At 42.3% G+C, this 22,368-nt stretch carries 17 protein-coding genes and 1 pseudogene; 13 read left to right on the top strand and 5 right to left on the bottom strand.

Translation table 11 applies throughout. The features are described 5' to 3' along the window. Positions 1-535 precede the first annotated feature (535 nt). On the bottom strand, positions 536-826 hold the full coding sequence (locus IQ276_RS23665; protein WP_190879531.1) for a helix-turn-helix domain-containing protein: 291 nt from the start codon (positions 824-826) through the stop codon (positions 536-538). Positions 827-1,082: 256 nt separating this feature from the next. Between IQ276_RS23665 and IQ276_RS41000 the strand changes: the two genes are divergently transcribed. Continuing rightward, a complete protein-coding gene (locus tag IQ276_RS41000; RefSeq protein WP_373690596.1) occupies positions 1,083-1,256 on the top strand; it encodes a DUF6888 family protein in 174 nt (57 codons plus the stop codon). Further along, positions 1,253-1,465, top strand: coding sequence for a DUF6887 family protein (locus IQ276_RS23660; protein ID WP_193916557.1), 213 nt, complete (start codon positions 1,253-1,255; stop codon positions 1,463-1,465). The genes IQ276_RS41000 and IQ276_RS23660 overlap by 4 nt, the downstream gene beginning before the upstream one ends. A gap of 200 nt (positions 1,466-1,665) precedes the next feature. Here the strand turns inward: IQ276_RS23660 and IQ276_RS40320 are convergent, their stop codons facing one another. Continuing rightward, on the bottom strand, positions 1,666-1,791 hold the full coding sequence (locus IQ276_RS40320) for a hypothetical protein (RefSeq protein ID WP_255264348.1): 126 nt from the start codon (positions 1,789-1,791) through the stop codon (positions 1,666-1,668). Between the two features lie 977 nt (positions 1,792-2,768). Here IQ276_RS40320 and IQ276_RS23655 point away from each other — a divergent pair. After that, positions 2,769-4,082: a nucleotide sugar dehydrogenase gene (locus IQ276_RS23655; protein ID WP_193916559.1), complete on the top strand. Its 1,314-nt coding sequence runs from the start codon at positions 2,769-2,771 to the stop codon at positions 4,080-4,082. After that, positions 4,063-5,430: a glycosyltransferase family 4 protein gene (locus IQ276_RS23650; RefSeq protein ID WP_228043022.1), complete on the top strand. Its 1,368-nt coding sequence runs from the start codon at positions 4,063-4,065 to the stop codon at positions 5,428-5,430. The genes IQ276_RS23655 and IQ276_RS23650 overlap by 20 nt, the downstream gene beginning before the upstream one ends. Before the next feature lie 477 nt (positions 5,431-5,907). Here IQ276_RS23650 and hemB read toward each other — a convergent pair whose 3' ends face one another. Both hemB and IQ276_RS23640 read right to left on the bottom strand, forming a co-directional pair. After that, positions 5,908-6,891, bottom strand: coding sequence for a porphobilinogen synthase (hemB, locus tag IQ276_RS23645; protein ID WP_190879527.1), 984 nt, complete (start codon positions 6,889-6,891; stop codon positions 5,908-5,910). A 391-nt stretch (positions 6,892-7,282) separates the two neighbouring features. Next, positions 7,283-7,642: a DUF4870 domain-containing protein gene (locus IQ276_RS23640; protein ID WP_193916562.1), complete on the bottom strand. Its 360-nt coding sequence runs from the start codon at positions 7,640-7,642 to the stop codon at positions 7,283-7,285. Between the two features lie 125 nt (positions 7,643-7,767). On the opposite strand from IQ276_RS23640, the gene prfC reads away from it, so the two are divergent. The 9 genes and pseudogenes from prfC to IQ276_RS23595 all read left to right on the top strand — a co-directional run bounded on the left by prfC (position 7,768) and on the right by IQ276_RS23595 (position 20,027). Next, entirely contained in the window at positions 7,768-9,396 is a 1,629-nt protein-coding gene (prfC, locus tag IQ276_RS23635) for a peptide chain release factor 3 (protein WP_190879523.1), read from the top strand. A 281-nt stretch (positions 9,397-9,677) separates the two neighbouring features. Then, positions 9,678-11,918, top strand: a complete 2,241-nt coding sequence (locus IQ276_RS23630; RefSeq protein ID WP_193916564.1) for a M48 family metalloprotease — start codon at positions 9,678-9,680, stop codon at positions 11,916-11,918. Positions 11,919-12,554: 636 nt separating this feature from the next. Then, positions 12,555-13,055 carry an RNA recognition motif domain-containing protein gene (locus IQ276_RS23625; RefSeq protein ID WP_190883961.1) on the top strand — a complete coding sequence of 167 codons (501 nt, stop codon included), beginning with the start codon at positions 12,555-12,557 and terminating at the stop codon, positions 13,053-13,055. A gap of 1,417 nt (positions 13,056-14,472) precedes the next feature. After that, positions 14,473-15,753 carry a glycosyltransferase family 4 protein gene (locus IQ276_RS23620; RefSeq protein ID WP_193924967.1) on the top strand — a complete coding sequence of 427 codons (1,281 nt, stop codon included), beginning with the start codon at positions 14,473-14,475 and terminating at the stop codon, positions 15,751-15,753. Between the two features lie 61 nt (positions 15,754-15,814). Continuing rightward, positions 15,815-16,018, top strand: coding sequence for a hypothetical protein (locus tag IQ276_RS23615; RefSeq protein WP_193924972.1), 204 nt, complete (start codon positions 15,815-15,817; stop codon positions 16,016-16,018). A 95-nt stretch (positions 16,019-16,113) separates the two neighbouring features. Then, positions 16,114-16,365, top strand: coding sequence for a hypothetical protein (locus IQ276_RS23610; RefSeq protein ID WP_193924975.1), 252 nt, complete (start codon positions 16,114-16,116; stop codon positions 16,363-16,365). Between the two features lie 169 nt (positions 16,366-16,534). After that, positions 16,535-16,789, top strand: a pseudogene (locus IQ276_RS23605) (NFACT family protein); the annotation flags it as partial. A 156-nt stretch (positions 16,790-16,945) separates the two neighbouring features. Beyond that, positions 16,946-18,421, top strand: a complete 1,476-nt coding sequence (locus IQ276_RS23600; RefSeq protein WP_228043575.1) for an NF041680 family putative transposase — start codon at positions 16,946-16,948, stop codon at positions 18,419-18,421. 67 nt (positions 18,422-18,488) lie between these two features. Beyond that, positions 18,489-20,027: an Rqc2 family fibronectin-binding protein gene (locus tag IQ276_RS23595; RefSeq protein ID WP_235115912.1), complete on the top strand. Its 1,539-nt coding sequence runs from the start codon at positions 18,489-18,491 to the stop codon at positions 20,025-20,027. Positions 20,028-20,519: 492 nt separating this feature from the next. On the opposite strand, the gene IQ276_RS23590 is transcribed toward IQ276_RS23595, so the two are convergent. Continuing rightward, complete coding sequence (locus tag IQ276_RS23590; protein ID WP_193924397.1) at positions 20,520-22,142, bottom strand: iron uptake porin; 1,623 nt, start codon at positions 22,140-22,142, stop codon at positions 20,520-20,522. Positions 22,143-22,368: the final 226 nt, after the last annotated feature.

The raw sequence follows: 22,368 nt of genomic DNA, 5'->3' as shown, positions 1-22,368 counted from the left end.
TAAGAATTGCTAAAAAGTTTCTTTGTTGATTGTTTGTGATTTCTCATCTCCTGTGCTGTCTGTTTAGTTGCTATTTTCCCCCTAACCAGGGACTAATTGCCGAGACAAATATATCAAAGTTATTACCCTATTCAACAATTACCGTAAATATACGGTAGTATTATGTCTCGAAAACCAGCCATCAAACAGATCGGGTAACAGTGTTGATTTTTGACACATCAGGCGTGAGAAAGTTTGTCAACCAAGCTCAAAATCCCTATGTTTCCAGCAGTCGTAGAAGCGGAACTCTCTTCACTGGAGCAGAATCAAACGTCAAACTTTAACTCCATAACAGAGGCAGAATGAGTAGCTAATGGTCAAATGCCTGACTTGTACTGCTTTACCATCAGCTTAACGCACCAATACCTGAGAAACATTAGGTTAGCAAAATACCTAGCGAACCCTAGATTAGGAGTTGCGAATCAATAAATCTACACTCCTAAGTTAGATTTTATCCAGAATAATTCTGACTCCTGAATTCTTCCTATGCAAGTTATCAGCTACAAACTGGAGAATCAGTTACTTGAGATACTTGACTGTCTGGAAAGCGTCTCGGTCTGCCTGGTTTGCGTTTATGTCGCTGATTAATTGACTTTTCACTTGCCGCTGCCAACTCTTCAGGGGTACATTTGAACAGACGCAAAGCATCTAAATATTTTTTTGGTGTCATTGTAGGTTCAGTACGCCCAGCTTCCCAGTTGCGAACACTCGTTTCACTAATTGCAAGCCTGAAGGCCACCTCCGCACGGCTAAGACCAGCACGTTCTCTCAGGACTTGCATATCCATATCCCATGCTCCCCTCGAAAATATTGAAACCTTTTATTAAATCAATTGACATTAAATGGCAATTGAGGAAAATTTATTAACTATCTTCTTTTATAAGCGATCGCGTCTCCCTCTGGCAAACGCGGGAATCCCTTACTTATGTATTATAACGGAGGCAATATGCATAAAACATGTTTAGACAACTTCACAGTCCAAAGATATCAACCTAGCCCAAATCAGGTCAGAGCAAAAAATCTGTTGTAGTAATAATTTAAATATGCCTACTGTAGAACAATTGAAAACGTTGTTTATCTTAACTTTTTGGGCTACTAAAATGTATTTACCTGGGTTTTTAGTGCGAATCGATGAACGAACAAAAAATATTGTAATTCTTGCTGGTGCAGAAAATGAAATTATAATTTACCTAGACGGGAAGTCGAGATATATATGAGTAAGCCAGATTTTCTGACAATGCCCCGTGCCCAATTGCGTCAATATATCCTTGACCACAGAGAAGAAAATGAAGCTTTTGAAATTTATTTAGATAGATTCACCTCTGAAGAGGCTGTAATCTTTCCTGCCCCGCAGTCAATAGATGATTTAGAACACTTCCCAGAGTTACATCAACAGAACTTGGAAAGACTACGAAAGCAAACTTAAACCTTCTACAACAAGCAAACGAAGCTTATCAAGATAGATATCCGACTTCTGATCAGAAGTCAGATATCTGGGCATTAAATTTATGTCTTTGTATGGTGGGTTACGTGCAGTCAAGCAATTGTCACTGGCGATCTAGATTTATTGGTATTAAGAGAATTTAACGGAATTCCCATTTTGACACCACAGGATTTTCTAAATCGCTATTTCTGAGATTCATAAACGTAGCGATCGCCATTCCTAAAACACCAGATTAAAAGGTTTTTTGCGATCAAGTCGATAAATATCAAAATTACTGTCCAAAATACCGATCGCAACATCAGTTGCATTTTAACTCAATTTCCCAATTACTCTAGTCTTGCCTTTAAGGCAGGCATGTATAGTTGATTACTAAATCGGGCAATCCACCATAGGCACGGTTCGGTGGACGAGGATAAGCAACTGCCAGGGCAACTAAGGTAAACGTAACCTTGTCAATAATAACAACTCAATCTCAACAAGGTCTAGTGAATGTTGGATTTTTCCCTGAGGTTACACAAAATTTTTTATACAGAGTTTCTACAGGTTTATAAAGATAATGTAAAGGTAAAGGACAATTCTACATAGAAAGGGTCTGGTATACATATAAGAATAACTTATGTTTAGTCTAATGCATTTCTTTAACAGATAAGTATTTTTGGTGAAAATACCGAAAAAATCAAGTATTGAGACTTAGCTTCACAATAGTGCCCTTTCAATGGCAAGTTTTTTGCCATTTTTACCAATCAATTTCATAAATCCTGAGAAACTACTGAATTCCAATTATCAAAGAAGGCAGCGGAAACTGGAGGCAGTAAGCTAGGCAACAGATGGGGATTCAAACCGCACGTAGACGAGAGACACCAAAATTTCCCCCTTTTTGAGAGTTTTAAACCTCTGGCTCCCGACCATCGCCCAAAGCTTCCTTCCAATCTTCAGAAGGGCGTAAATCCCTTGAGCATACATGCCCTGTGTCTTAAAGCTTTTGTTGATAAATAGCTTGAACGTATTAAAGATAACAAGATTTCATAATTTGAAGATTTAGTAAATAACTTTACTTACGTCTTCTATTCATGTTCCATTCATGATAAGTATTTAACTCAGTGTGTTCTTACGTACGTGAGCGAAAAAAGCGTTTTTATATTTTTTATAGTTCCTTGGGTCGAGACAGTGAATTGGTATTAAGGGGGGTTTTTTGCTTGTACCACTCCGTATTTTATGTAAACAAACGTGGTTTTTGAGAATTTAACAATTTCCCTTCTGGTGATTATTTTTATAAAGGTGTTTCATGGGGATTAGTATTTTCGGACTCGGCTACGTCGGCAGCGTTACCGCCGCCTGTTTTGCGAAAGATGGTCATCAAGTAATCGGCGTCGATGTAGCGGACGCAAAAGTCGAAGCTTTGAACGCAGGCCGTGCGCCAATCATCGAGAAAGACCTCGATACACTCATTGCGGAAGCAGTGCAGAACAACCGTTTGTACGCCACCAAGAGCGCGTATGACGCGGTGATGAAAACTGAAATATCGTTGATCTGTGTCGGCACGCCCTCTAGCCCGAACGGCAATCTGGGCACTGCCTATCTTCAGCAAGTCTGTGAAGAAATCGGTGCAGCCCTGAAGGATAAAACTGATTTTCATACAGTTGTCGTGCGCTCCACGGTGCTACCTGGCACACTACGTACTCTCGTGATACCGACCCTTGAGGAGACAAGCGGCAAGAAAGCCGGTATCGACTTCGGCATTTGCAACAACCCGGAATTTCTGCGCGAGAGTACCGCCGTTTATGACTACTACAACCCGCCAAAAACTGTGATCGGTGCGAGTGACCCCAAAAGCGCGGAAGTTGTTGCTTCCCTCTACAAACACCTCAATGCGCCTTTAATCGTGACAGACATTGAAGTGGCGGAACTCGTGAAATATGCTGACAATGCTTGGCACGCGGTGAAGGTGGCGTTCGCTAATGAGATTGGGGTGCTAGCAAAGTCTTATGACGTGGATAGCCACGCAGTGATGGACATATTCTGCAAAGACACCAAGCTCAACCTCTCATCCTATTACATGAAGCCAGGTTTTGCCTTTGGTGGCTCCTGTCTGCCGAAGGATGTGCGGGCGTTGAATTATGCAGCGAAAAGTCAAGACCTCGACCTACCCCTGCTTGGGTCGGTTCTGACCAGCAACAATGTACATATCGATCGCGGCATCGATGCCATCCTCAAGAAAAACAAGCAAAAGATCGGAATATTGGGATTCAGTTTCAAGGCAGGCACTGATGACTTGCGTGAAAGCCCGTTGGTGAATGTGATTGAAACACTCATCGGCAAGGGAAAAAACTTAAAACTATACGATAAAAACGTCAACTTAGCCAAACTCGTAGGGGCTAATAAGGAATATATCCTGAACTACATTCCGCATATCTCGCGGCTAATGACCGATTCCATTGATGCCGTGTTGGAACATGCCGAGCTGATCGTAATCGGCAACGGTGACCCAGCCTTCAAAGAAGTCTTGTCGCGCCTTAAGCCTGGACAGCAAGTTATTGATTTCGTTCGTATTACAAACCAAAAATCTGTTGAGGGAAGCTATGACGGTATCTGCTGGTAAATCGCTGCTGGAAAACGCCAATTTGAGCGGAACTATGACCGGATCTTCTGGTAGTTCCTTGCCCGACAACTGCAAAAAGGTTCTGATGGTCGTTGAAAATCTGCCGGTGCCCTTTGACCGCCGGGTCTGGCAGGAAGCTAGCACCCTCAAAGCATACGGCTATCAAGTTTCGATCATCTGCCCTACCGGCAAAGGCTACGAAAAGCGGTACGAAGAAATCGATGGCATTCATATCTATCGCCATCCACTCCCTATCGAGGCGCATGGTGCGTTGGGGTACCTTCTTGAATACGGCGCTGCCCTGTTCTGGGAGTTCACATTAAGTCTCAAGGTTTGGCGCAAGCATGGTTTCGATGTGATTCACGCCTGCAACCCACCGGATCTCATCTGGATTGTGGCCCTGTTTTACAAGCTGTTCGGCAAGAAGTTCCTCTTCGACCACCACGACATCAACCCCGAACTATACGAGGCAAAATTCAAGCGCCGTGACTTTTTCTATAACTTGCTGTGCTGGCTAGAACGGATGACATTCCTGAATGCCGATGTGTCTATTGCAACCAACGAATCCTACAGAAAAATTGCTCTTTCACGGGGTAAGATGGACCCCGAAAAAGTAATGGTTGTACGCAGCGGACCTTCGTTGGAGCGCCTCAAAATCCTCCCCCCTAAACCGGAACTGAAGAAAGGCAAGCAGTTTTTGATCGGCTATGTCGGGGTAATGGGGCAGCAAGAAGGGATTGAATATCTCTTGCAGGCAGCAGCTTGGATTCGTCATACCTTGCAGCGTGATGATATTCATTATGGGCTTGTCGGTGGCGGACCGGAACTGGAAATCCTGAAAGCAAAAGCAGTAGAGCTAGGTATTGCTGACATCGTTACCTTTACCGGGCGGGCGCCAGATCAAGACTTGTTGGAAATGCTGAACACAGCGGATGTGTGCGTCAATCCCGACGAATACAACCCGATGAACGACAAGTCAACCATGAACAAGATATTGGAATACATGGCGCTTGGTAAGCCCATCGTGCAATTCGACCTTACAGAAGGGAAGTTTTCAGCGGCAGAAGCGTCTGTTTATGCCAAGCCGAACGATTCTGAGGATATGGCAAAACAGATTGTCGCATTACTAGATAATCCTGACAAGCGGGCGAAAATGGGTGAAATTGGTAGGAAGCGTGTAGAAGAGATGTTTGCTTGGGACTATGAAGTGCCGAAGTTACTGAAGGCTTACAAGTATCTGGCATCTCTTCAATCGGCTAAACAATCCCCAGAGTATAAGAAAGGACGCTCATACCTAGATGGATTTTTACCTAGATGGATTTTTAAAGATGCTGGAGAGCGTCGATAAGCAAAAGCTTGAGGTATGGCAAGACTTTTGAGCGTCAGCAAGCAACCCTAACCCTCATCAGGGGTTAATTAACAGATAGTACAAAACGGTAAGCTATCCAAAGCTATTTCGGATGTTGGTTGGGGAATGTTTGTTGATCGTATTATTGAGCGATCGCCTTGTTGCGATTCGAGCGTCCAGATATATCAGTTACTGCATCTTGCAGCAACTATTCAGGGTTAAAAACTGTAACTGAATTTCCCAACAAACTTATTTTAGAAATTCATCGACAAGCTCGATCAGCCGTTCTTGCCATTATAGGAACGGCTTTTAGTTTTTCTAATTTCAATTCTAAATCCATAGTACTTACCCATTGAGAGGAAATACCAAATACGGATGTTTAAAAAACCACGTATTTTGTAGGGTAGCACAGCTGTGCTACCCTATACCAAGGGTCTATTTACCATTAAAGAATGATTAATAAAAGCCTGAAACGACCTATCTACTTAACCACCGCGCCGCGTCTTTAGCATGATAAGTCAAAATCAAATCTGCACCAGCGCGTTTAAACCCAGTTAAAGTTTCCAAAACCACTCGCTCCTCATCAACCCAACCATTGAGAGCCGCAGCTTTAATCATCGAATACTCACCAGAAACATTGTAAGCCGCAACAGGTAAGTTACTCGCTTCCTTCACCCGCCAGATAATGTCCATGTATGCCAAGGCTGGCTTAACCATGAGCATATCAGCACCTTCAGCAATATCCAATTCAATTTCTTTAATTGCTTCGCGGCTATTACCTGGGTCCATTTGGTAAGTTCTTCTGTCTCCAAATTGCGGCGTCGAATCTGCTGCATCCCGAAATGGGCCATAATAAGCCGAAGCATACTTAGCAGCATAGGACAAAATTGGCGTGTCTTGGAATCCAGCTTCATCCAAACCCTGACGAATTGCTTGCACAAAACCATCCATCATCCCCGAAGGCGCAATGATATCCGCACCGGCGTTTGCTTGGGAAACTGCTGTTTTTTTCAACAATTCCAGGGTTGGGTCATTTAAAACCCGTCCTGTCAAATCACCAACTTGCAGATAACCACAATGACCGTGACTGGTATACTCACACAAACAAGTATCAGCAACTACAATCAAATCTGGTACTGCTGCTTTTACGGCAGTTGCAGCTTTTTGGACAATACCGCAATCATGCCAAGCACCAGTAGCATCCACATCTTTATCAGCCGGAATACCAAATAAAATGATCGCAGGAATTCCTAAGTCATAAACTTCTTTTGCCTCTTCGACGATTTTATCTACCGAAAGTTGGTAGACTCCAGGCATCGATTTTACTTCGTTAGCGATTCCTTCACCCGGTACAGCAAATAGTGGGTAAATGAAATCGCTTGTTGTCAAAACAGTTTCACGAACCATCCGGCGCAGTTGGGGATGGGTACGCAGACGGCGGGGGCGATGTGTAGGAAACATAAAATTTTATGAAGAAAAACAACGCAAATGGACACAAAACAAAGCGTCACAAAAGCAGGCTAAAACTTTCCTGCTGTCAGACAGACTACAAACAGTGCTTAACTGACCATTGCCCTACTCTTAATCAAGCTGTGGGGCAATTTTGTATTTTACAGCTTCGTTGTCACCTATCTGACGAACTCAAAAAACAATATAAAAAATGGGCATTGGGCATTGTATCCATAAACAATAAACAATTCAAAATTCACAATTGAAAATTGTCAGACCCTCTGTTGGCAAAATCCTGGTTATTAGTTGTGTAGAAACTAAAGGGACAACAGCAAAATAAAAATAACCTACAATTATCAATCCCCGATGACCAATGCCCAATGCCCAATGCCCATCATTTGTGCTAAAACACTCGTAAAATAAAGGGATAGCGAAAGGGTGTATCAGGATTGCTAAAAACGTGGGTGATTGCCCAAATTGTTAGTCCCCAGTGCAACAAATACCCGATACCTGCTAGTGGCCCAAGTAATAATAGTGGTAACACCAACCAACCGAATAGAAAAAACAGCGCTCCCAGAATCAGTCCATAGAACCATACATTAAAGTGGAAGTTGATGGATTCTTTGGCGTTTTCTTTAACAATAGGATCGTCAGATACAAATAGTATGGCAATAGGTATACCTACAGATACAACAGCCGTGCTGAAAAAAATGGCTGCATGAGACAAGGCGGATAAAAGCTTTCGCTTGTCTGTGTCGTACATTCCTTTCTCCTAATTTAGTCAAATTGTTGGTTATATTACGACCCTATCACGAGCATCATTGTCTTAAGATTAAAAGACTTCCCAAAGTCGAAAAAAATTAAGTTAAGTTACAAACAAATACAGTTATGTCAATTGAACTTGAGTCGGAACTCGATCGCGCAGTTGAACTTCGCCGCAACTTTGCAATTATATCTCACCCCGATGCTGGTAAAACGACACTGACAGAAAAGCTACTGCTATACGGAGGTGCAATTCACGAAGCTGGGGCGGTGAAGGCACGACGGGCACAGCGCAAGGCCACGTCAGACTGGATGGCTATGGAACAACAACGGGGTATTTCCATTACTTCCACGGTGTTGCAGTTTGCATACCGGGACTGTCAAATAAATTTATTAGACACACCCGGACACCAAGATTTCAGTGAAGATACTTATCGCACCCTTGCCGCTGCCGATAATGCAGTCATGCTGATTGATGCCGCAAAAGGTTTGGAACCCCAAACCCGTAAATTGTTTGAAGTGTGTAAGCTGCGGGGTATCCCGATTTTTACATTTGTCAACAAGCTCGATCGCCCAGGAAGGGAACCTCTGGAACTGTTAGATGAAATTGAGCAAGAATTGAAGTTGCAAACCTATGCGGTAAACTGGCCGATTGGCATGGGCGATCGCTTTAAAGGTGTCTTTGACCGACATAAGCAACAAATTCACCTGTTTGAGCGCAGCGCCCACGGTAGCCGAGAAGCCCGTGATACGATAATAGAATTAGGTGATCCGAGAATAGAACAGCTGCTAGAACAAGACCTGTACTATCAACTGAAAAACGATCTAGAACTGTTAGAAGGAGTTGGCCCAGAGCTAGATTTGCAGTTGGTACATGATGGCAAAATGACGCCAGTGTTCTTTGGCAGCGCCATGACAAACTTTGGGGTAGAGTTATTCCTCAAGTACTTCCTAGACTATGCCCTCAAACCCGGTTCCCATGTCAGCAGTGTTGGCGAAGTTGCACCTACATACCCAGAGTTTTCTGGGTTTGTGTTCAAACTGCAAGCAAACATGGACCCGAAACACCGCGATCGCGTCGCATTTGTCCGGGTCTGCACAGGTAAGTTTGAAAAAGATATGATGGTGAATCACGCTCGCACTGGTAAACTTGTCCGTCTATCCCGTCCGCAAAAACTCTTTGCTCAGGAGAGGGAATCGATTGATGAGGCTTATCCTGGCGATGTGATCGGTTTGAATAATCCCGGTGTTTTTGCGATCGGGGATACAATTTACACGGGGCAAAAGCTGGAATATGAAGGGATTCCGTATTTTTCGCCGGAACTGTTTGCAACTCTCAGGAACCCCAACCCCTCGAAGTTTAAGCAATTCCAAAAAGGCGTTGCGGAATTGCGCGAAGAAGGTGCTGTGCAAATTATGTATTCAATTGATGAAGCCAAGCGCGATCCAATTTTAGCGGCGGTGGGTCAGTTGCAATTTGAGGTGGTGCAGTTTCGCTTACAAAATGAGTATGGTGTAGAAACCATACTTGATGTATTACCCTACAGTGTCGCCCGTTGGGTTGAAGGTGGTTGGGAAGCATTAAATAAGGTGGGACGTTTATTCAATACCACTACAGTCAAGGACAGTATGGGACGCCCAGTGTTGCTATTCCGGAATGAATGGAATTGCCAACAATTAGAGGGTGACCATCCAGAGTTGAAATTAAGCGCGATCGCCCCAGTATTTTCTAGTCAACAACCAGTGGAGGAATGAAGAAGAATACAGAATTCAGAATTCTGAATTAATCACTCAAAGTTCCAGTTCTGATCTGATTGAAGACAACCAAATGGAAAATTTGATGGGGGGTCTTAAACTTACTTAATGCATCCACTAATAGTACAGAATTAAATTCTGACTCGTGACTCCTGAATTCTGACTCGAGGCGGAGTGTCTCCGGCTCCGCTCCTGAATTCTGGTATGGAGTCAATCCAAAATCCAAAATCCTTTCATCCAAAATTGTTCGACTTAGAAGAGATTGGAGTGCCAGAATTTGTATGCCTTCACATGCCAAATCGTCTTTGGAGGCTGGTTTAGTTGCCCTCAAGCAGGGAAATTACCAAACAGCGATCGCTCACTTAGAACCTCTTGCTAGCAGCGAAAGTAATGCCACTGCTAACTTACAAGCAAGGGTTGGTTTAGTGATGGCTTATGCCCGCACTGGCGAAGTCTCTAAAGCGATCGCCTTTTGCCAAAATCTCATTGAGAGTAACAATCTCCAAGTTCAAGAGTGGGCAACACGCGCTCTCGAACACTTGACAAAACGTCAAAAACCTGAACCAGAATCAAAAAATGTCGAAACTGGATTTGTTGCCTTTGAAAATTCACCCCCAAATACTCCTGCATCAGAGGAGAAGCTAAAAGACGAAGTAACAGAAACCAAGAGCCAGAACATTCCGACGATGGTGCCATTAGCTAAACTCAAAGCTACTGTTACACCACCGCCTCCACCGCCCCCCCTTAATGGCTTCATGGGTTCTGTCACCCGCACCCAAGCCAAACTGTTCGGCGTCATTTATTGGCGACAAGCACAACGCGCCAGGGCATGGCAACCCCTACGCAAGCCAAAATTAATCCCGTTACGGCTGTTGGCGGCGGGAACATTCATCGCCCTATTTTGGGTGATGCGAGAAATCATCAAGTTAGCATTGGGATTGATCAACCAGGCTTTAGTCAAGCTTCCCTATCTCGAACCATTGCAGTTTTTATACAACGACCCTACACGATTGTTGCTAATAGCATTGGTGATTTTGATTGGGGTATCACCTTGGTTGCTGGATCTGCTATTGGCAAAGTTGTATGGTCAACGAGAACTTACTAAAGATGTATTGAATGGCCGTAGTCGGGAAGCTGTTCGGGTTCTACAACGTTGTTGTCAACAAAGGCACTGGCCTTTACCCAAACTGCGAATTTTGCCAATGGCTGCACCAATTATTCTCACCTACGGTAGTTTACCACGGAATGCGAGGATTGTAGTTAGTCAAGGACTGTTAGAACAACTAGCAGATGATGAAATTGCCATCATTTACGCCACCCAGCTAGGACATATTGCTCATTGGGATTTTGTTGTCATGTCTTTGGTGTTGTTGGTGACACTACCAACTTATAAGGTATATCAGCAAGTATCAAAGTTGGGTGACAGCATATCAGGAAAAGTTTGGCGCTTGCCGGTGACAACTCTGGCTAGTCTGATTTATGGAATTTGGTGTTTGCTAACTGGGACTGCATTGTGGTTGTCGCGGTTGCGGCTTTATTATAGCGATCGCACCGCAGCTGAAATTACAGGTAATCCCAATGCTTTGATTCGTGCCTTGCTCAAAATTGCCATTGGAATTGCAGCTGATATCGAAAAACAAGAACACACCAGTTGGCAGTTGGAAAGCTTAAATATCGTCGCACCAATCAGTCATCAACAAAGCCTTTCTTTAGGGACTATTGCCAGTCATCTTTCTTTTGAATCTTTTTTGAAATGGGATATTGTCAATCCCTATGGCCGATGGTTTACGATTAATAATAGCCATCCTTTAGTGGGCGATCGCATCGAACGCCTCTGCCAAATAGCCCGTCACTGGCATCTAGACACCGAATTACATTTCCCTAGAGAACAACCATTAGAAGCTAGGCGTCAGTCTTTTCTATTACAAATCGCTCCCTGGTTGGGAATTCCTCTAGGAGTTCTGTTTGCAGGTTTTGTGTGGGTAGCGTGGCAATTAGCATTCGCGCTCAAATTTTTAAATCTCAAATGGATCTATGAGGATTGGTCTTTCATTACAGGTTGCCTTTTGATTGGCTTTAGCATCGGTACAGTGATCCGGATTAATTCTTTCTTTCCCGATATTAAACCTGGCACTGTGGAAACTGATGACGGTTTGCCCAACTTGTTAGCAGACTCTTATGCCTTACCCATTGACAGCATCAGCGTCCGTCTTGTGGGCAAATTATTAGGTCGTCAAGGCAGTAGCAACTCCCTAGCCCAAGATTTAATCTTACAATCAAGCGCGGGCTTAGTGAAATTACATCACGTTTCTTGGCTGGGACAATCAGTCAATCATCAGGATTTGATTGGTAGGCAAATTATCGTCACAGGTTGGTTTCGGCGAGGAGCAACACCTTGGATTGACATCCAAACCCTAGAAACTCAAAGTGGTAAAGCCGTTCATAGCCCTCATCCCATTTGGTCTACTGCTTTAGCAGTTGCAGCCCAGGCTTGGGGTGCATACGTTTTTCTCACTGGTTAGTCATTAGTCATTGGTCATTTGCTTTGGACAAACGACAAATGACAAGCCAAAATGTAAACAAAAGTTGCAGGTTTTATTCCCAAGTGTTACATTTATTTACACAAACAATAGCAACCGACATAACTCAGCCTCATAGCTTTGTGATGAATTCGGATGCTTTTTCCCCTCTCCATACCTTTTCATCCTCCCAACACAGCAGCAAATCAACCAGCCACTGGCTGGTTTTTGTTTCCAAAAATCCCGTCTTGAATAAAAAATGTGTTTTATGCTACGATGCAACAATACTAAAGTCGAAAATGTGTGCGCTAAACTAGCTAGGTAGAAAATACCGTGGTAATGTAAAGGATGGTATTTTATTCTGCTAAAAAGGGCATTAAAGAAAGCGTGTACTTTGGCAGATAGTAGGCTATTAAATTTACAATTCTTAGAATTAAGGTGTTATTAGCTCATCTTAGTGTGAGCCTTTGGATTAAATAAGCTTGAACCCAACGAAAAACTGTATTGTATAGGTTGATAGTTTGGAGCAAAAAAATTGGTTGGTGGCAGTCTTTCTCAATAGCATCTATTTTAAAAGCCAAAGCCAAGTAATGGTTTTCTCACTTTGCCATGTTCATTCATCTGTTGGAGGTATAGTTCATGTCCGTTCGCCTATATATAGGTAATTTGCCCAAAGAAGAAATTGATCGTCAAGATCTACAAGCAGTTTTTGCAGCTGAAGGTGATGCTGTAACTACTAAATTAATTAAAGACCGCAAAACTGGCAAATGCCGTGGTTTTGGTTTTCTGACGGTCAATAATGATGAACAAGCTGACCAAATAATTGAAAAGTATAATGGTCAGATGTTTAAAGACACTCCCATCAAGCTAGAAAAGGCACTACCTCGTACAAAGGGTGAGGAGGGCGACGAGCAAGCTCCTAAACCAGTTAATGTTGCCAGTAGTAACCCTACTCCTAGCGCCAACAAAGAAGGTAGTCGTCGTGACAAAGGCTCTAAGAAGCCTCGTCGTGGCAGCAGTGGCGGAGGTTCTCGTGAAAGCACCACGACCACAGATTCAGACGCTATTCGTCCAGATCCACGTTGGGCTTCGGAATTGGAAAAGCTCAAGCAGATGCTAGCTGCACAAACTACGAATTAATCCTCAAGGGAGAGAAATTAAAAATTAAAAATCAGAATGATTTTTTTTGATTTTTAATTTTTAATTGTCGATTATTGCCTAGCTGCTTACTTCAAAGCTATTTGCAGCTAACTTTTTAACTGCTATGTTGCAAATATATGCTAATTTCACAAGCATTTTTAATTTTTAACGGGTCGCGGAAGTCCCCATTTTCTGGTGCGTCCGCTAACGCGAACAAGGTATTCCTAAGATAGGGTACTTAGATTTTACACCTGTATCTTTCACAGAGTAAAAAATGTACGCGAAAACTCCTTTGGTGAGTAAGACCAGAGGAGTTAATTTTTTTGTCATTTTTTTCTTAAATTATGCTAAGTTTACCCATCTGGGACTTACAGCACAGTTCAGAATGGGCTACGCCCCGCTGCGCTAACAGAATTAGAATAGGCTCTATGCCTCGCTTTGAGACCTCGATGGCGTACTTCAGTAACTTGAAATTTGCTGTTTTCTATTTTAACATTCAAAAACGATTGTCTACTTCGCTTCGCTCCGTAGACCGCTATCCATCCCCTGAGCTATAGACGGATGGGGAATTCCTTTGAATTCTGATAAATTAAGCTTTTTGGCAATTTTTGCGTAAGTTCTGCCAGCATCCGGGTTAGAAAAAGGGTGACAACTGGCGTGGATTTAGTCTTTGGAGACGCAATTTATCGCCTCTCTAAATCAGTGTTTTGGTGTTATCTGAAGTGTATTGGTCTCTATTGGACTCAATAGAGAAGCACTATATTTTTGATAAACTACATTTTCTACTGATTATAAAAAACACATAAGTTTTAATTATAAAAATCTTGAGATAAACTCAAATACATTCAACTCAAAGGAGTTGGAAACGAAAACTGAATATTTAAAAATCTCCTAACCCTGGAATTTATAAATTCGAGTAGATTACAAGTAGAATCACAATTAGCATTAAAAATTACATTTGCCTGCGTCTAAATAATTTTCAATTAAATGAGACTATATCTACAAGCATTGCTAAAAGCGTGTTATGTCTATCAATTTATCAGATCAAACAATTTTACGTACTTAATAAATGCTGTATCAAAAGTAATAAATTTTTTGGGGTTACAGGAATATAACCAAACTAACTACCTATTAATACATGTGTTTATGGAATTACCTTTCTATTAACAAAACAAATAATAGAATTTCATCTATCAGAAGTATTAGATATAAACATAACCATTTATATATAAAAGAATTAAATACATATACTTAATCTAAAAGTATACTTCTGGCAGAAGATGTAAAAAAATATTAGACATAGTAAATTAAAATCAATATTAATCAAAGTTCCTAAATAATTCAGGTAAGCGTGCTATACAGGATACGCCAACTTGGAATCGGCTAAAACTTTGTTACAATCCGCAACACACAAACTATGAACTCTACCACCGAAAAACGTATCGCCTTGATTTCCGTCCACGGAGACCCGGCGATTGAAATAGGGAAAGAAGAAGCTGGAGGACAAAATGTTTACGTGCGCCATGTGGGTGAAGCGCTAGCGCAGCTAGGATGGAAAGTTGATATGTTCACCCGCAAGGTCAGTCCGGATCTGGAGCAAGAATCGATTGTTCAACATAGCGAGAATTGTCGAACTATTCGTTTAAAAGCAGGCCCCCTGGAGTTTGTGCCACGAGATGATATTTTTGGATATTTATCAAAATTTGTGGAGAATTTCCTCGAATTCCAAGAAGAAAATGGGATTACATACCAGTTAGTTCACACTAACTACTGGCTTTCTAGCTGGGTAGGGATGAAGTTGAAGAAGGAAATCCCAGGACTTAAACAGGTTCATACCTACCACTCTTTAGGAGCAGTGAAGTATAACACGATAGAGAATCGTCCTCCGATTGGTATTAAGCGATTGGAAGTGGAAAAAGAAGTGCTGGAGACAGCAGAACGCATTGTAGCGACGAGTCCGCAGGAAAATCAACATATGCGATCGCTCGTCTCGACTAAAGGTAATATCGATATCATTCCCTGCGGTACAGATATTCAGCGATTTGGTTCCATTGGACGACAAGCAGCCAGATTGGAATTGGGAATCGATCAAAAAGCCAAAGTTGTATTATATGTCGGTCGTTTTGACCCACGCAAAGGTATAGAAACTTTAGTGCGTGCAGTAAATGAGTCTCAACTCCGGGACTCCAACAACCTCCAGCTAATTATTGGTGGTGGTAGCACTCCAGGTAACAGCGATGGAATTGAGCGCGATCGCATTGAGCAAATTGTCAACGAATTAGGGATAAGTGACTTTACCAAGTTTCCTGGTCGTTTGAGCCAAGATGTTTTACCAACTTATTACGCAGCAGCCGATGTTTGCGTTGTTCCCAGTCACTACGAACCCTTTGGACTCGTAGCGATCGAAGCGATGGCCAGTAGTACACCAGTGATAGCGAGTGATGTGGGTGGACTTCAGTTTACTGTACTCAACGAAGAAACTGGTTTATTAGCACCAGCGCAAGATGTAGCCGCCTTTGCAAATGCGATCGATAGAATTCTGTTAAATCCAGAATGGCGAGATCAATTGGGTAAAGCTGGTAGAAAGCGCGTCGAAACTAAGTTTAGTTGGGATGGCGTCGCCAATCAACTAGGCGAACTCTACAACGAGATTTTGCAAACAAATAAAAAAGTAGAACCAGTATTGCTTACCAAATAACTTTCTTTGGTAATTCGCAATAAATAACACATAATACATAGGCATCACAAATGTGGTGTTTATGTATTATGTGTGTGATGAGAATTTAATTTTGCCTGTGGATATGTCCTCAACATTCTTTGTATTGGTGATTGCTGGTGGTACAACAGGCGCATCTCAGACAGGCGATCGCTCTATGAGGCAATGTTGCTTCATGGAATTGCCGTCACTACCACCCATCTTTCCCTGCTCCAAAGTGAAAAAGCTCAAGCTTGGGTACAGCTAGAGAAATGACTGAAGAAAGTGAAACCTCCGCATATAGATAGGGTCTGGAGAATTTTCGTCAGCCTAAAATGAACTGTAAACTGTATCAGAGTCGTCATGAGTGAACTAATTTTTGAGCCAGATAAGATTTATGAGTTTGCACAGATCGACAATTTTCGAGTGTCCTGGCGATTGAAATACTTAGAAACAGTTTTCAACCCAGTCAATAAAGAAATACGGTTACATTTTCATAAGCTGGAATCTTCTGTTGAAGAACAAGAAGATATCTACTTGAGTCAAAGCGATATCTATCAACAAGTAGGCAGCATCAATGAAGCTAGCGAATATGAAGTTAGGTATGAGTACTAAAAGCGGCTAATATCAGGTTTGGTTAAAGACTTACAGTAAACAACATGACTACAAAGACAAATGCGGTTAGGCTCATTAATACTGACCGCTTTTTCATATCACGCCAGTCGGAACTAGACACGATAGCATATACTGGGCATCTATGTTTGAATGTTAATAATTCATTTTTGTGCAACCAGTTGACTTTACCACCCTCAAAGCTGCTTGTAGCGAACTACGCACGAACTGGCTACCCTCACGGACAGAGCAAGTTTACCAGCGCGATCGCTACACTATTGTCATAGCATTACGCACCTTGAAACAGCGGGGTTGGCTAGAGATTTCTTGGCATCCTCAAGCTGCACATATTTGCATCGGCGATCCGCCACCACGAATTCCCGATACCTTCACCTTCAGTCAACAACTGATACACCAATTGGGTGGTTTTTGGACTTTGGACAAAAAGAAGTTTATTCGCGAGTGTGACTCGCGAATAAATGAATGATTAATCTTGTTTATAGTGACGAGCAGAAAAAAGCATAGCCATCAGACCCCCAACAAATAGTAATATCAACTACAAAGTATCTTTGGGTAAATACTGATGGCTATGCCAAAATTTAATAACAATCAATTAATAGCGCAATTTCAAGATTTTAGACAAAAAATTTACAACTGTTTTTCTTCATGTAGCGACGCCTGTATGGATTTGTTGGATGCGCTTGCGGGTAATACGGGAGCCAATTCAATTGCGGAGTTATCTTTAAGTCCTTTGTTTCCCAGAAGCTATAATTCTATTTATAAAGCAATTCAAAAATCATTTAATACAAATATTCAGGAGAAGAACAATGAAGAAGAAGAACAAGAAGAACAAGAAAAACCCAATAACTTAATTAGGGTGGTATCTGAGTTAATTAAGCAACCACAACAACGCCCTTTTTACTTATTCGCTCTTGATACAACACCGCATCCGCGTCCTTACGCGAGGACTTTAGCTGAACGTGGGTATATTTACCAGCCAAATACTATCAAGGGTAACAAACCGATTAATATTGGTCATTCTTATTCGATACTTTCTATCTTACCAGAGAAAGAAACTGGGAATGCCGCCCCTTGGTCAATACCAATATCAGGAGAAAGGGTATCACTTGATAAAACTGGTGTTGATGTGGGTAGTGAACAAATTTCCTCAGTAATGTCTGATTCATCACTGCCCTGGCAGGAAAAATTGTGCGTCTTAGTAGCAGATAGCGCCTATAGTCAGCGTTCATTTCTGTTTGACCAATCCAAACACAAAAATGTGGTAGTGATAGCCAGAGTTCGTAGTAATCGAATTTTCTACCAATCTCCACCCGTTGATGAGTCAAAGAAAAAACGTGGTTGTCCAAAAAAATACGGTGAACGGTTTAATTTAGCTGATGTTGAAACTTGGCACTCTCCCGACGAGACAACACAAATTCAGCAGACAACCTGTAAGGGTCGTCTTTTAAACATCACCATACTCGCTTGGCATCAAATGTTGATGAGGGGAACCAAGCACCAAAAAATGTATTGTCATCCTTTTACTCTGCTCAGAATTCATGTGACTGATGATACTAATCAATCTCTCTGGAAACCAATGTGGTTAATTGTCATAGGTGAGCAACGTGGAGAAATCTCACCTACGGTTGCAAACCATTGCTATAGACAAAGGTTTGATATTGAACACATGCTGCGATTTAGCAAGCAGCGTTTGTTGATGACGCAGTTTCAAACTCCAGATGTTTTGCATGAGGAAAATTGGATACATTTAGTAATCCTAGCTTACGTACAGTTGTGGGCGGCAAGGGAGTTAGCAACACACTTACCCAGGCCATGGGAGCGTTATTTAGAACAAAACAATGATAAAATTGCCACTCCAAGTGTAGTGCAACGCGATTTTCAGAGAATTATTTCAGAGATTGGTACACCCGCTCGTTCTCCCAAAACCAGAGGAAATTCCATCGGTCGAGTTCAAGGTCAAGTTCAAACACAACGAACTAAGCATCCTGTTGTCAAGAAGAAGTCAAAATCAACACTCGCTAAAGTCAAAGCCGCATAAATTTTCTTAGGCTTTAGGCGTTTAACTCAGTCTGACTCAGTTTGTAAAATAACTGGGGTAATTTCTGATGACTAGTTTTTTGTTCGCGAGTGTGACTCGCGAACAAACTTCTTTTTGTCCAAAGTCCAATGGTTTAGCCTTAGTGGCAATTGAAGCGATCGCTCCTTGGGAACGCGTGATTGATTTACAATTTGCTCGGCGTCCTGGAGAAACCGCCCTGTATCATGTGTATGTGGAAGTTATGGGCAAGTATAGCAACGTCATTCTCACCGACGCTAGCAATATAATAATCACAGCTGCCCATCAAGTCAGTCAGCAACAATCTAGTGTCCGTCCCATCCAAACCGGACAACCTTACGAAACACCACCAAAACTTACTGGGACTATTCCTAATTTGAGTGAATCTCAAGAACGCTGGCAAGAACGGGTAAGTTTAGTACCAGGAGCAATCAAGCGGCAATTACTCAAAAGTTATAGTGGTTTAAGTGCTGCACTGTTAGAGACAATGTTGTTAGCAGCAAATATCCCACCAGAAACATCCACCGATACCCTCCAACGTGAAGATTGGCAAAGATTGTTTGAGCGTTGGCAAGAATGGCTGCAAGCGTTGGATTCAAGTAAATTTCAACCTGCTTGGACAAAAGATGGCTACACAGTAATGGGTTGGAGTGGAGTAGAAAGCGTCAAAAATACCCAAGAATTACTCAACCGTTACTATACTGACCAACTCAATCAACAATTATTTTCCCAATTGCGCCATCAGTTGAGTCAGAAATTGAATAATATTTTGGCGAAATTACGCAACAAAGCTCAAACCTTCAAAACACGCTTACAGCAATCAGATCGAGCCGATGAATATCGTCAAAAAGCTGATTTATTAATGGCTCACCTGCAAAACTGGGAACCTGGGATGAAAGAGATAATTATCCCAGATTTTGAGAGTAATGAGCCAGTAGCGATCGCTCTCCAACCGGATAAAAATGCCGTCCAAAATGCCCAAAGTCTTTACAAACAGCACCAAAAACTCAAACGCGCTCGTTCTGCTGTGGAACCGCTACTTTTAGAAGTGCAGACAGAAATTGACTATTTAGAACAAGTAGAAGCTGCGATCGCTCAGATTGACAACTACCAAACACCAGAAGATTTGCAAGCTTTAGAAGAAATCCGCGAAGAACTCATTGGGCAAAAGTATCTAGAAGATCCAGAATACCGCAACCGCAGCAGCAATGAAGCCCCCAGCACCAACTTTCATCGTTACCTTACTCCCAGCGGCTTTGAAGTATTAATCGGTCGCAACAATCGCCAAAATGACCAATTAACTTTTCGTGTAGCTGGAGATTATGACCTCTGGTTCCACGCTCAAGAAATTCCGGGTAGCCATGTGCTGCTACGTCTTGAACCCGGTGCTGTTGCAGAAGAAGCTGATTTGCAATTCGTAGCGAATCTTGCCGCTTACTACAGTCGCGGCCGTCAGAGTGACCAAGTGCCAGTAGTATACACTCAGCTAAAACACGTCTACAAACCCAAAGGAGCAAAACCGGGAATTGCCATTTATAAGCAAGAGACCATCCTTTGGGGAAAACCGCAATTAGTCATTAGTCATTAGTCATTGGTCATTAGTCATTGGTCATTAGTCATTGGTCATTTGTTTTTCTCCGCGTCCCCGCGTCCCCGCGTCTCCCTCATCCCCCTCATCCCCCTCATCTCCCCACTCCCCACTCCCCACTCCCCACTCCCCTTCTCTACCCTGCCTTGCACCGAATTCTCCTTATAGATAGAGGCTTTTAAGCTTTGCTTATATCTTTTTTTGATGAAATTTTCTGAAAAATCTGTGTTGGCTGTTACAATATTGTTAAGAAAAGTTGCCCGTTGCATTTTAGGAACGCGCAATTGGGTTTTAACTCTCTTGAGAAGACAACGCGAAAAAATATTTTTTAGACCAGCTGTGGGAGGCTGGTCTTTTTGTTATGACCAGCAAACTTTTTCTTGGATTTTGGATTGACTCCATACCTTTCCCTTCCACGTTCCTGCTTTGACATCACACACAAAAAAAAGACGCAAACTGATCTTTTGCGTCTTGATTTTGAGATTTTGAAAATTAGAAACTGAATGTGGTTCTCAATGCACCAATAACAACATCATCGTTGTCATTGTTATGATCTGGGGATGTTAGCCAAATGACTCCTGGAGTAATGGTGATATTATCACTGAGCTTATATTGGTAGAATGCTTCCAGATGATAAGACGTATCCTCATCTTCAGCTAATCCTACGAGGCTAGAACTCGTGACTCTAGGTTCTACACCCGCAATAATACCTGCTAAACTACCTTTTGTACCGAGGTCGGGGAAGCCAAGGGTAACGGCATAGTTCCAAATATCAACGTCTCCACGGTTTCCTCTCAAGCTTCGGGTGTTGGTGTATCCAGCCCAACCACCTAAAACTATGTTATTAGTAATGCCAATGGATGCTTGCACACCGTAAGAATTACTGGAAAATCCTACTTCTTCTGCTGGTAAACTCTGGATGGTTGCTATATCTTGGAAGGTTGCGGCATTGCTACCTGTGGCTAGTGGTTGGTTGTAAGAATTGATGTAAGTTAAACCAATAGAAATGCGATCGCTTGGCTTAACTGTCAACTGTGCTAGGGCACCATAAGAACCATTGAACAAACCATTATTGGGTGTAGGGTCATTAGCTGTACCACTCAAATACCCCAGACTTAATGCTAATTTTTCGCTAAATTCGTATGTCAATCCCAACCCTGCGCCGCCTATCTGGTTATAAATTGGGTTGCGTGTACCAAAGGTGGACAAAGCACCAAAGGCGCCATCACCGTCAAAGATATTGACAGTACTAGTCAGGTCATCTGCTGCACCTGCATTGGCAATGGCGATGACTTGTGTCTTTTTGCCCAAGGGAAATTTGTAATACAGTGCATCGATCGCAGCACTAGTAGTACCATCTTCACCAGCAAAGAATAAATTGCCCTCTGGTGTACCAATGTTAGGGCTGAGAATATTATTTGCTTGGATTCTAGTGAATAGCGTATCTTGCCCTGTAAAGCTGGTAACAAATTCTACCCGCGCCCTTACGCCTAAAGTAGTGTTTTCGTCTGTAATTTCCGCACCGTTGACTGTATTTCCTGACAAAACATCGCTGACAACAGCAACAACTTGACCTTGCAGTTTGGTTGTAGTAGAAAATTGATTCGCTTCCAATTCAGATGTACGTGCTTCTACTGCATCTACACGACCCCGGAGTGTCGCTAGTTCGGCGGAAAACTCTTCTTGTAGCTTTTGTAATGTGGCTAAATCTTGTTTGTTAACTAAATCACCTGTGGCTGTGGCAATTAGTTCATTCACGCGATCGAGACAAGCATTCAAACCAGCAGCAAATTCATACCGCGTCAGTGCCCGATTCCCACGATAAGTGCTATTTGGGTAGCCTGCAATACAACCATAGCGTTCTACAAGCGATTGCAACGCTTGGAAAGCCCAGTCTGTGGTTTGCACATCTGACAACTGAGACACTGAGGTAACTTGCGCCGTTGTCTGATTTTGAGCTATGTTCTGAATTTTGGTGTTTGGACTAGCTAAAACTTCTGGTTGATTGATTTGGGAAGTGCCGGATGTTTCACCTGCAAATGCAGCAGTACTAAGAAATAGCATTGCACTGTATACTGCTGGACTAACTAGCAAATATTGACAAAATTTTTGCATTTTTCTCCTCACACTTATCTACAATTCGCACTCACACCGCGCTTTTTTGAAAGCACATTTTATTAAAAACTCGTCAGTAATCTTATCAGAAACATGGAAGCTTTTTAACACAAAATATCAAGAAATCCTAATTATTTTGGGAAAACTTACTTGCAGAAGTGTCCTGTTAAAAAAAGATTTAATCGTGATTATTTACACTGTTAATACTGAAATACTAAGTCTTTTT

This window comes from Desmonostoc muscorum LEGE 12446 (genome assembly GCF_015207005.2).
Classification (GTDB): domain Bacteria; phylum Cyanobacteriota; class Cyanobacteriia; order Cyanobacteriales; family Nostocaceae; genus Nostoc; species Nostoc muscorum.
Note: the sequence above shows the minus strand (reverse complement) of the source record. Positions and strands in the feature narration are given on the sequence as shown.

Excerpts from the sequence above, each read along its gene's own strand:
- IQ276_RS23660 (WP_193916557.1), top strand. The coding sequence starts at position 1,253 with ATGAGTAAGCCAGATTTTCTGACAATGCCCCGTGCCCAATTGCGTCAA.
- IQ276_RS23625 (WP_190883961.1), top strand. The coding sequence starts at position 12,555 with ATGTCCGTTCGCCTATATATAGGTAATTTGCCCAAAGAAGAAATTGAT.
- IQ276_RS23655 (WP_193916559.1), top strand. The coding sequence starts at position 2,769 with ATGGGGATTAGTATTTTCGGACTCGGCTACGTCGGCAGCGTTACCGCC.
- IQ276_RS23650 (WP_228043022.1), top strand. The coding sequence starts at position 4,063 with ATGACGGTATCTGCTGGTAAATCGCTGCTGGAAAACGCCAATTTGAGC.
- IQ276_RS23620 (WP_193924967.1), top strand. The coding sequence starts at position 14,473 with ATGAACTCTACCACCGAAAAACGTATCGCCTTGATTTCCGTCCACGGA.
- IQ276_RS40320 (WP_255264348.1), bottom strand. The coding sequence starts at position 1,791 with ATGCAACTGATGTTGCGATCGGTATTTTGGACAGTAATTTTGATATTT.
- IQ276_RS23610 (WP_193924975.1), top strand. The coding sequence starts at position 16,114 with ATGAGTGAACTAATTTTTGAGCCAGATAAGATTTATGAGTTTGCACAG.
- IQ276_RS23600 (WP_228043575.1), top strand. The coding sequence starts at position 16,946 with ATGGCTATGCCAAAATTTAATAACAATCAATTAATAGCGCAATTTCAA.
- IQ276_RS41000 (WP_373690596.1), top strand. The coding sequence starts at position 1,083 with ATGCCTACTGTAGAACAATTGAAAACGTTGTTTATCTTAACTTTTTGG.
- IQ276_RS23630 (WP_193916564.1), top strand. The coding sequence starts at position 9,678 with ATGCCTTCACATGCCAAATCGTCTTTGGAGGCTGGTTTAGTTGCCCTC.
- prfC (WP_190879523.1), top strand. The coding sequence starts at position 7,768 with ATGTCAATTGAACTTGAGTCGGAACTCGATCGCGCAGTTGAACTTCGC.
- IQ276_RS23595 (WP_235115912.1), top strand. The coding sequence starts at position 18,489 with ATGACTAGTTTTTTGTTCGCGAGTGTGACTCGCGAACAAACTTCTTTT.
- hemB (WP_190879527.1), bottom strand. The coding sequence starts at position 6,891 with ATGTTTCCTACACATCGCCCCCGCCGTCTGCGTACCCATCCCCAACTG.
- IQ276_RS23590 (WP_193924397.1), bottom strand. The coding sequence starts at position 22,142 with ATGCAAAAATTTTGTCAATATTTGCTAGTTAGTCCAGCAGTATACAGT.
- IQ276_RS23640 (WP_193916562.1), bottom strand. The coding sequence starts at position 7,642 with ATGTACGACACAGACAAGCGAAAGCTTTTATCCGCCTTGTCTCATGCA.
- IQ276_RS23615 (WP_193924972.1), top strand. The coding sequence starts at position 15,815 with ATGTATTATGTGTGTGATGAGAATTTAATTTTGCCTGTGGATATGTCC.
- IQ276_RS23665 (WP_190879531.1), bottom strand. The coding sequence starts at position 826 with ATGGATATGCAAGTCCTGAGAGAACGTGCTGGTCTTAGCCGTGCGGAG.